7 protein-coding genes and 1 pseudogene are annotated in these 9,127 nt (G+C 42.9%); 2 read left to right on the forward strand and 6 right to left on the reverse strand.

Going from position 1 to position 9,127, the window contains the following annotated elements; all coding sequences use genetic code 11:
- A partial coding sequence (locus AAGC65_RS22800) for a KUP/HAK/KT family potassium transporter (RefSeq protein ID WP_343114775.1) occupies positions 1-1,048 on the forward strand: 1,048 nt, incomplete at its 5' end.
- Positions 1,049-1,421: 373 nt separating this feature from the next.
- On the opposite strand, the gene AAGC65_RS22805 is transcribed toward AAGC65_RS22800, so the two are convergent.
- A complete protein-coding gene (locus tag AAGC65_RS22805; RefSeq protein WP_343114776.1) occupies positions 1,422-1,847 on the reverse strand; it encodes a DUF5655 domain-containing protein in 426 nt (141 codons plus the stop codon).
- Positions 1,848-2,074: 227 nt separating this feature from the next.
- Positions 2,075-4,000, reverse strand: a pseudogene (locus AAGC65_RS22810) (amino acid permease).
- Positions 4,001-4,080: 80 nt separating this feature from the next.
- Between AAGC65_RS22810 and AAGC65_RS22815 the strand changes: the two are divergent.
- Complete coding sequence (locus tag AAGC65_RS22815; protein ID WP_343114777.1) at positions 4,081-4,743, forward strand: phosphatase PAP2 family protein; 663 nt, start codon at positions 4,081-4,083, stop codon at positions 4,741-4,743.
- Positions 4,744-4,901: 158 nt separating this feature from the next.
- Here AAGC65_RS22815 and AAGC65_RS22820 read toward each other — a convergent pair whose 3' ends face one another.
- The 4 genes from AAGC65_RS22820 to AAGC65_RS22835 all read right to left on the reverse strand — a co-directional run.
- Complete coding sequence (locus AAGC65_RS22820; protein ID WP_343114778.1) at positions 4,902-5,567, reverse strand: hypothetical protein; 666 nt, start codon at positions 5,565-5,567, stop codon at positions 4,902-4,904.
- A 157-nt stretch (positions 5,568-5,724) separates the two neighbouring features.
- Positions 5,725-6,213: a hypothetical protein gene (locus AAGC65_RS22825; RefSeq protein ID WP_343114779.1), complete on the reverse strand. Its 489-nt coding sequence runs from the start codon at positions 6,211-6,213 to the stop codon at positions 5,725-5,727.
- A 24-nt stretch (positions 6,214-6,237) separates the two neighbouring features.
- Positions 6,238-7,938: a M3 family oligoendopeptidase gene (locus AAGC65_RS22830; RefSeq protein ID WP_343114780.1), complete on the reverse strand. Its 1,701-nt coding sequence runs from the start codon at positions 7,936-7,938 to the stop codon at positions 6,238-6,240.
- 228 nt (positions 7,939-8,166) lie between these two features.
- On the reverse strand, positions 8,167-9,127 hold a 961-nt coding region (locus AAGC65_RS22835), incomplete at its 5' end, for an NAD-dependent epimerase/dehydratase family protein (protein ID WP_343114781.1).

The following is a 9,127-nucleotide window of genomic DNA, read 5'->3' on the forward strand; positions in this document are numbered from 1 at the left end:
CATTTCAGGTTCATTTACGCTGATAGCCGAGGCTGTAAGGCTTAACTTGTGGCCAAAAGTGAGGATCAATTATCCGTCTGAACAAAAAGGGCAATTGTACGTACCAAGCGTTAACTGGCTGCTTTGGGCAGGCTGTTTGGGCGTAGTGCTCATATTTAAACATTCCAGTAAAATGGAGTCGGCATATGGTTTAAGTATCACGGTAGCCATGCTCATGACCACCATACTGGTATCTAAGTTTTTGAAGCGAAAAAAGGTACCATCCTATATTATCGGGATGTTTTTGGTGGTTTACCTGCTTATTGAAGGAACTTTCCTGGCCGGTAACCTGGTTAAATTTATACATGGTGGCTGGTTTACCTTATCAATAGGTTTCCTGTTGTTCACCGTAATGTGGACATGGCATACCGCCCGCAAGATCAGGAACCGTTACGTAAAGTTTGTTGGTATTGATGATTACTTTGATATTTTGAAGGAACTCAGTGCGGATGAAAGCGTACCTAAATATGCTTCGCAACTGGTTTATTTAACCAGCGCCAACTTTAATTCAGAGATAGAATCAAAAATAGTTTACTCCATACTGCAAAAGCAACCGAAACGTGCCGATGTGTACTGGCTGGTGCACGTTGACGTGGTGGATGAGCCTTACAGACGCGAGTACGAGGTAGAATCGCTGGTGCCTAACAAGGTGATCAGGATTGATTTTAAGCTCGGTTTCCGGGTTGAGCAGCAGATCAACCTGTTGTTTCGCAAGGTTGTGGAAGATCTGGTTAAACGTGGCGAAGTAGATATTACCAGTAACTATAAATCATTAAATAAGCACAAAATTGTTGGCGATTTCAGGTTTGTGGTGATCGAGAAAGTATTGTCACGTTCGCATAGCCTGTCATTCTTCGAGCGCTTTATCATGGATTATTATGTTCAACTTAAAAAGGTAAGCTTATCCGAAGAGCGTGGCTTTGGTCTCGACCTGAGCTTTGTTACGGTGGAAAAAGTACCGCTTATGCTCTCGATCCCTGAAGCTATTGAGATACATAGGGTGAATTAACAAAAGCGAAGCCGTTTGCTTGTCATCCTGAGCGATAGCGAAGGGATCTGTTTGTACGCCATTCAGGTTATAGAATAGATGCTTCGCTATCGCTCAGCATGACAATTTTTATTTTGACACTTTTGGGAGCAACAACATATTAAAGGGCCAAGTTCCAAAACGGAATGTTGTATCGACTCACCCCGACATCACTGCGCTTGTCACCCCTCTCTACGCAAGTGTAAAGAGGGGATTTTATTTTTAGGTTATTTTCTTTTCTAACCCTCTTTTCGCCGCAGGCGAAGAGAGGGTGGTCCAGCGAAGCGCAGACCGGGTGAGTCGATACGCTAACCATTGCATCTTTAAGATTGAGGCTAACTATGGGCTATTAATTTTATAAAAAGATTTCAAGGCTTTTTTCATAGGCCAGCTTCATATATCCTTTAACCTCATCATTAACATCTTCCTTCAAATACATCCGGAAATAGTGGTTATGATCGTTGGTGCCCGGAACGGTTTTTATTTTAGTAAAGCACAGGTTATCGGCATATATCTCATTAAAGGGGAATACCACGTCGATAAAGTTTTTACCTAACTGGGTAACGTAGGCAAAATTTACCCTTGAACCTATGGCTATCATACTTTTGGTGGGATATACCTTGATGGGGGCTATCTGCAGATATTCGGTAATGAAATGATCAAAAAGTTCAATAGTATGGGTTGATTTCCCCTGCAGAAAATCACCAAGATTACGCTCACCACAGGAATGTACCTGGTTGGCATTGATAAATTCGCGGTTGCATATAGGGCATATCCACATAGTAAAATGAATTGATTAGTATAGACATATGTCCAAGTAACGCCACGGGTGTATTTGATATTAAAGCCCCACCGGGGCATCCTGTTTATAGTTTTAAAGATAAAAATTTTTAGCTCCGTCGGAGCTTCCTGTTTTTAGATAAGGAAGCTCCAACGGAGCTAATGTTTCTTTTGGATGATCTCTATAAACAGGATATCCCTACGGGATTTATATCGATAAATTTATTACTACTCGGTTGCCGTTTCTTTACCCAAAACACTGTTTTTATAGCTGTAAGTAGCATAAATAATAAGGCCGATAACCAGCCATATTAAAAAACGCAGCCAGTTGGTGTAGCCCAATTCGGTCATTAAATATAAACAGCTCATTAGGCCGAGTACCGGTATCAATGAAAAGTTTTTGATAAAGCTATAAATGCTGATAATAATAATCAGGATGAAGAACAAGTAATTTGGGAAGTTATACAGGAAACCATCTAAACCCAGACGGTACTTTTTAGCGTCACTAATAGATGGGGTGGCCCTTAGGGCAGTATTAAATTTATCCTCTTCCAGGTTTTTAAAATATGGGGTTGGTGCTGTTATATTTTTATCACCGAATAGTGTGCTACAGGTATTTAACAAAGCGGTGTTATCGGCCGCGTTCAGATCGTCGATAATTACCGATTTATCCTTTATCTTTTTAAACTGCATCATTTCTACCTGAGCTGCCGGTTTAAAGTAGATGCATGAACCTAAAATAACAAGGGTGATCAGTGGTACGATCAGTTTTCCATTCACATAAGGTAAATGGAATTTGCCTGCCTGCGCTGCCTCGCGCGGTAATAAGAGCACGCCGCCGCAAACCAGTACAAAAGCAAATAAGGTACCTATACTGGTAAGGTCGGTAACCTCCGTAAGGTTCATGAACAGGGCAGGTATCGCCACTACAAAGCCGGTAACCACGGTAGCAAATGCAGGTGTTTGGAATTTAGGGTGGATGCGTGAAAACGCTTTGGGCAGTAATCCGTCGCGGCTCATGCTCATCCAGATGCGAGGTTGCCCTAACTGGAATATCAGTAAAACGCTTGCCGTAGCTATCACCGCGCTTATAGAAATGATATAGCTGATGTTATGCAGGCCAACCTTAGCAAACACAAAGGCCAATGGATCGCCTACTTGAAGGTCTTTATAGCTTACCATACCTGTGAGTACAAGGGCAATCAAAATATAAAGTACAGTGCATATAACAAGGGAGTAGATCATGCCTCGTGGCAAGTCGCGCTGTGGCTTTTCGCACTCTTCGGCAGTAGTTGATATGGCATCGAAACCGATATAGGCAAAAAATACCCCCGATACGCCTTTCATTACCCCACTGAAGCCGTTAGGCATAAAAGGGTGCCAGTTGGCCCGTGTTACATAAAAAAATCAGAGAACAAAAACGCCTATCACGATCACGATCTTTAAGATCACCATAGCATTGGTAGCCTTCTTGGTTTCGCGGATGCCCACATAAACCAAATACGTGATGATAATAACAATAACCAAAGCGGGCAGATTGGCTATCAGCTTAAAGTTGCCGATGCCAGGCGCGGTATTCCAGGCCAGCGCGGCCGCTTGTACACGCTCGCTGATATCGGCCACATGGGCACCAGCTGCCAATACCGCTTCGTGCCCGCGTAAAGCCGACACATAATCCATCGTGAGGTATTTGGGCAGATGCAGGTGGAAGCCCTCCAGCAGGTTTACAAAATATTCGCTCCAGGATATAGCCACCGCGATGTTGCCGATGGCATATTCCATTAAAAGGTCCCACCCTATGATCCAGGCAATAAGTTCACCAAATGAGGCGTAGGCATAAGTATAAGCGCTACCCGCTACCGGAATGCGTGAAGCAAATTCGGCATAGCAAAGGGCCGAAAATCCGCAGGTGATGGCTGTTACTACAAATAATAAGGAAACCGCGGGGCCACCATGAAAAGACGCCTCGCCAATAGTTGAAAATATACCTGCACCAACAACGGCGGCGATGCCCATCAGTGTCAGATCCTTAACATTTAGTTCTTTTTTGAGTTGTGACGATGTTGTACCCGGGTGCTCGCTATCACTAAATCCACACTCAACATCATGTAATATTTTTTCTACAGATTTTTTACGAAATATACTTTTCGACATTTATTTCAACTAATTAGTCTAACTCAATTCAAACATAATCATTTTTTTGCATTGAATAAGGATATGCTTATTTTGCGCCAATGAAGATAGGCGTTAAAAAAGTTTTGTACCGGATAAGGCCATTTTTTATCCTTTATTTGCCGGTATTATGCGCCTGTTTGATCATTAAATTCATTTACAGCCGCGAAAGTATATATTTTGCCGTAAATGGCTTGAATAGTTTATGGGCTGATGCTATTATGCCCTACATCACCGATCTTGGCGAAGGGCTTACCGTACTCCTATTAGCAGCTATTATAGCTTTATTCAGCTATCGAAAAGCGCTGCTGCTGGCTTCAAGTTTCGCGGTAACCAGTATAATGGCTCAAATTTTAAAATATATTTTTGACGCGCCCCGCCCTCGGGTGTATTTTGTGCATGAGCTTAGCCGTATTCATTTTGTAAAGGGGCTATATATTTTAGGTACCCACAGTTTTCCTTCGGGGCATACGGTTACGGCATTTTCGGCAGGTGTAGTGATCTCCTATTTATGTAAAAACAAAAGTTGGGGGATAGCTGCGCTTTTAGTTGCAATGTTGGTGGGCTATTCCAGAATGTACCTGAGTCAGCATTTTTTTGAGGATGTAATGGCCGGCTCGGTTATCGGCGTTATCGTGACTGTATTTTGGCTAAGCTGGCTGGATAGCAGGCAGTTTATACAGAGTGGTAAATGGAGTAGAGGGGTGATAAGCGGGCGGGAATAGTTCATCCTATTTTTAATTTGTCATTGCTATAAGGAGGAGCGACGAAACAACCGCGAACTATGCAAGTTTTCTCTTTGCAGTTCGCGGTTGCCACGCTACGCTCGCAATGACAAAAGTTGCTTTTTATCAATAACAAGCAGTTTTTGTGAGGGCCGCGATTATACCTCTCCTGCCTTTTTCTTTTTGCGCATAACCGCGATAATGATAATAATGATCACTACCGGGATACCGCCATATATACCCACTTTAGCGCCTGTGGATAATCCTTTGGCGTTTGATATATATTGCTCGTTACGCTTTACAGTGGGCGATACTTTGATGGAGGTGATGAAGGTTCTTAACTCCTCCTTAGCTAACTCCAATCGCTTTTCCTCATAAAAATACTGAAAGGTATAAGTGACATCCTGTGTGTATAGCAAAATGAAATGTCTCAATTGTACAGGCTCGCCGGTTGAACCGGTGTTATCAACCCTTAGCGTAAATACTTTGGCTTCCAGGTTACCAATGGTGGTATCGCGCGGATTCATGACACTCCCGTTGTGTGATTGTTTCTGAATACCCTCCATATAAGTGTTCAGAACCTTCTTAAGATCTCTTTCTTTATTCAGCGGGGTGTTATTTTTAGCGTTAGGGGCACGGATAATGGTTATAAAGCCAAAGGCTCCGTTGCCGGTATATATTTGCTGACCCAGGGTATCTTTCTTCTGAAAGCCTTTGGGCAACGAAACAGAAACAAGGCTATCTATTTTTACCGGCTTAAGCTCTTGGCTAAAAGCTGTAATGGTAAACAGTATGCAGGTTAAACTTAAAATGATCTTTTTCATAGATGTTTAAACCTGCTAAAGCGTAATTAGTTTTAAAAAAAGTTTCTCTTTAACATTTTGTATAGTATTATATCATTGATAATCAATAAGATGAAAATGTAAAATGTGCGGTATTAAAATAGAGTTTACAGTTAGGGAAAGGAAATAACGGGTGCTTTTATTTGATAAACCGTGCTATCCTTGCCCGGTTATATTGCTGCAATAGCATAGGGTAAACGTTGTAAATAACGTTGGCGATAATGATGATAATAAAAAGAGAGTAATGCCAGTTAATCAGGGCATGAATGGCAGTAAGCAGGAAAAATACGAAGCACATGAAATGAAACCGTTCATACATCATGATCGTTTTCAGGTATCGTGCGGCACTGACTTTATCTTTAACAATGCGGTAATGAGGCTGTCTTTTTTGGTGGAATTTATTAATGTACTCGCCGTGCTGTACAAATTTGCGGATAAACTTAACACCAAGCCTTTCGTAAAACTTAGGCTGGCTACTTAATTGCAGGCGGCTAAAAGGTAGCACCTGGCTCAATACGCTGATGCCGAGAAATATAAAGCACCATAGCAGTTGGCCGGTAACAGACCAATAGGTAATAATCGGGATAAAGCATACGATGGTCCAAAATAAGTTTACTACCTGGTTCATATTATGCTTTATCCCGTTTACATATTATAACTTATCCATTTCGGCTTTTACAAATTGGGCCAGTTCTTTTACATAAGCCGCGCTGAAATCAAATTTGATACCCGCGGTTTCGTAAATTTCCTTAATGGTTTTGGTATAGCCCAATTTTAAGGCATCCAGGTATTGTTGTAGGCCTTTCTCGGGGTTTTCCTTGTAGTTTTTCCAAACTGCAATAGCGCCTAACTGGGCCATGCCGTATTCAATGTAGTAAAAAGGTACCTCGAAAATATGCAGTTGTTTTTGCCACAGGTTAGCCTCGGCATCAGGATGTTCGCTCCAGTCAACAAAGCCTGCACCAAATGGTTCGTAAATTTCCATCCAGGCTGTTCTGCGGTCCTCGTCGGTATGATTAGGGTTGGTGTATATCCAATGCTGAAACTGGTCAACCACGGCTACCCAGGGCAGGGTTTTCAATACGTCAACCAACTGATCGCGTTTGGCACGTTTCAGGTCTTCCTCGTTATCAAAAAATACGTTCCAGTTATCCATCGATATCAACTCCATCGACATGGAAGCCAGCTCTGCTACCTCAGACGGACAATGTTTAAAATCGTTCAGTTCCAGATCGGCAGTTAAAAAGGTGTGTACCGCGTGGCCGCCTTCGTGTACCATCGTAGTCAGATCACGAAAGGTATTGGCTGAGTTCATGAAAATGAATGGCGCACCGGTTTCAGACAACGGGTAGTTATAGCCACCCGGTGCTTTACCTTTGCGGCTTTCCACATCAAACAGGTTATTATCCTTCATGATCTCCAAACGCTCGCCCAGGTAACGGTTAATATTGCTGAAGCATTGTATTGATTTTTCAACCAGCTCGGCACCATCGTTAAACGGTTTTAAGGCAGGTTTGCCCGATATATCAACTTCTGTATCCCAGGGTTTTAATGCCTGTAGATGAAGGGCCTCCTTGCGCTTTTCTGCCTGCTCACGCAGAATGGGCACAATCTCGGTTTCAATAGCCGCGTGGAAAGCATAACAATCCTGTGGGGTGTAGTCAAAACGGCCTAATGCCTGGAACATGTAATCCCGGAAGTTTTCAAACCCAGCATTGGTAGCAACAGTATGCCTTAGTTTACGCAGATGGTCAAAAAGCTCATCAAGCTGGTCTTTATCCTGCAGGCGGCGGTTGGTTATTTTTTCCCAAACCTCCTGGCGTTTAGCACGGTCGGTGCCTTTTAAAAATACAGAGGCCTGCTCTAAAGTATATTCCTTATCATCAATATGAACAGACATGGCCCCGGTGATCGACTGGTATTTTTGCTGTTCAACCTGAATCTCGGTTTGCACCGGGATGTTTTCTTCCCTGAACAACTCAAGCGCTTTTTTAACAGCCCGTAAAAAGATGAAGTACTTTTCACCGTCGAGTTGATCAACGTACGGACTGGCCACCAGTTTTTTATTCAGCTCATTGCCATAAGGAGCAATTTTAGGTTCAATTTCAGTAGCAAAATATTGAAAGTTTTGCAGTAGCTCTTCGCTGGCGGTATCGCAGGTCATGCGGATGTAGCGCCAGGCAAAATCTTCTTCCAAAGCGGCTTCCAGCTCGCTTTTATCGTGCAGCCATTTTTCCAGCTCTTCAACTGAGTTAATAGGGCGGTCGAGCAGTTCTTTATAGATCGGTTCCAGGTTTTCCCATTTGATATCAAGGGTTGCCGGAATGTATGTTCTTGTTTTTTTGTGGATCATAATTTTATAATATGCAGATGTGCTTATATGCAAATGTGCAGATTATTTGGGAAGTTTTTTTAGTCGGAAAGTCAGATTAGTCGGAAAGTCAGAAAGTCCGGAAGACCGGGAAGTCAGAAAGAGAGGAAGTTGGAAAGTCCGAAAGACCGAAAGTTTGGCGCTACTCCCCAAAACTATGCTATTTTACTTTCTGACTTCCGGACTTTTCCGACTTCCGGACTGACTATTTTACTTCCCGACTTCCTGTCTTCTGACTTCTTTTACCCCATCCTCATAGCTGGTAGGTTTAAAATTAAAAGCTTTCTCAAATTTGCTGCTGTCGAAAATGTAATCATGATCGGTTTGATAATACATCTCCACTGTGCCCATAACCAATTTGTTGAAGAGGCCAAAGAGCCATAACATCCATTTGGTAAGGCGCATATACTTAGGCTTAACCTCATAGATGCGGGCGGCAATATCCAGAAACTGTTTACCGGTTATAGCTGGTGCGGTAGGCAGGTGCCAGATCTGGTTATCGCTATCCGGGTTCTGGCCCAATAAAAATACGGCTTTACCAGCATCAGGAATATATATGTAGTTGTGTTTTGTATTGGGATCGCCCATCCATTGGGCCGCTTTCTTTTTAGCGTAGTTACTCAATACCATCATATCAATAAAACTGTTGTTGGAATCGGTGCCGTAAAAATCGGGGGCACGGGCAATGCTGGCTCGAATGGTACCGGCTTTCACCTCATCCATTAGCATATCGGCAATACCTGCGCGAATTTGCCCTTTAACGCTATTGGGTTTGTATGGTGTGCTTTCGGTCATGGGGCCGTTCACCAGGCCGTACATGTAAACGTTATCAAAAAATATAAGGCGGGCACCGGTAGCTTTGGTCACGTTGATCACGTTTTGCATAATAACGGGCCATTGTACTTTCCATATCTCCTTATCATAAACCAAACCAGCAACCAGGTAAATTACGGTTGAGCCTTTAGCGGCAGCCAAAATTTCGTCATAATTCAGCAGATCGGCTTTTTGCCAGCTTACATTGTCACCAGTTGTTTGTATAGGTTTACGGCTAACTAAGCGAACGGTTTGGTTAGCGTTTGTTAACTCTTTGGTGAGGGCATTGGCCACCGGGCCGCCGGCTCCTAATATAGTGTGCATATCTTTTCTCGTTTTGTGTTTAACAAAGGTAGCG

It is taken from the genome of Mucilaginibacter sp. (assembly GCF_039207105.1).
In the GTDB taxonomy this organism is placed as follows: domain Bacteria; phylum Bacteroidota; class Bacteroidia; order Sphingobacteriales; family Sphingobacteriaceae; genus Mucilaginibacter.

What these genes read in the sequence shown, in the direction of transcription:
- AAGC65_RS22805 (WP_343114776.1), bottom strand. Translation starts at nt 1,847, where the DNA reads ATGTGGATATGCCCTATATGCAACCGCGAATTTATCAATGCCAACCAG.
- AAGC65_RS22815 (WP_343114777.1), top strand. Translation starts at nt 4,081, where the DNA reads ATGAAGATAGGCGTTAAAAAAGTTTTGTACCGGATAAGGCCATTTTTT.
- AAGC65_RS22820 (WP_343114778.1), bottom strand. Translation starts at nt 5,567, where the DNA reads ATGAAAAAGATCATTTTAAGTTTAACCTGCATACTGTTTACCATTACA.
- AAGC65_RS22825 (WP_343114779.1), bottom strand. Translation starts at nt 6,213, where the DNA reads ATGAACCAGGTAGTAAACTTATTTTGGACCATCGTATGCTTTATCCCG.
- AAGC65_RS22830 (WP_343114780.1), bottom strand. Translation starts at nt 7,938, where the DNA reads ATGATCCACAAAAAAACAAGAACATACATTCCGGCAACCCTTGATATC.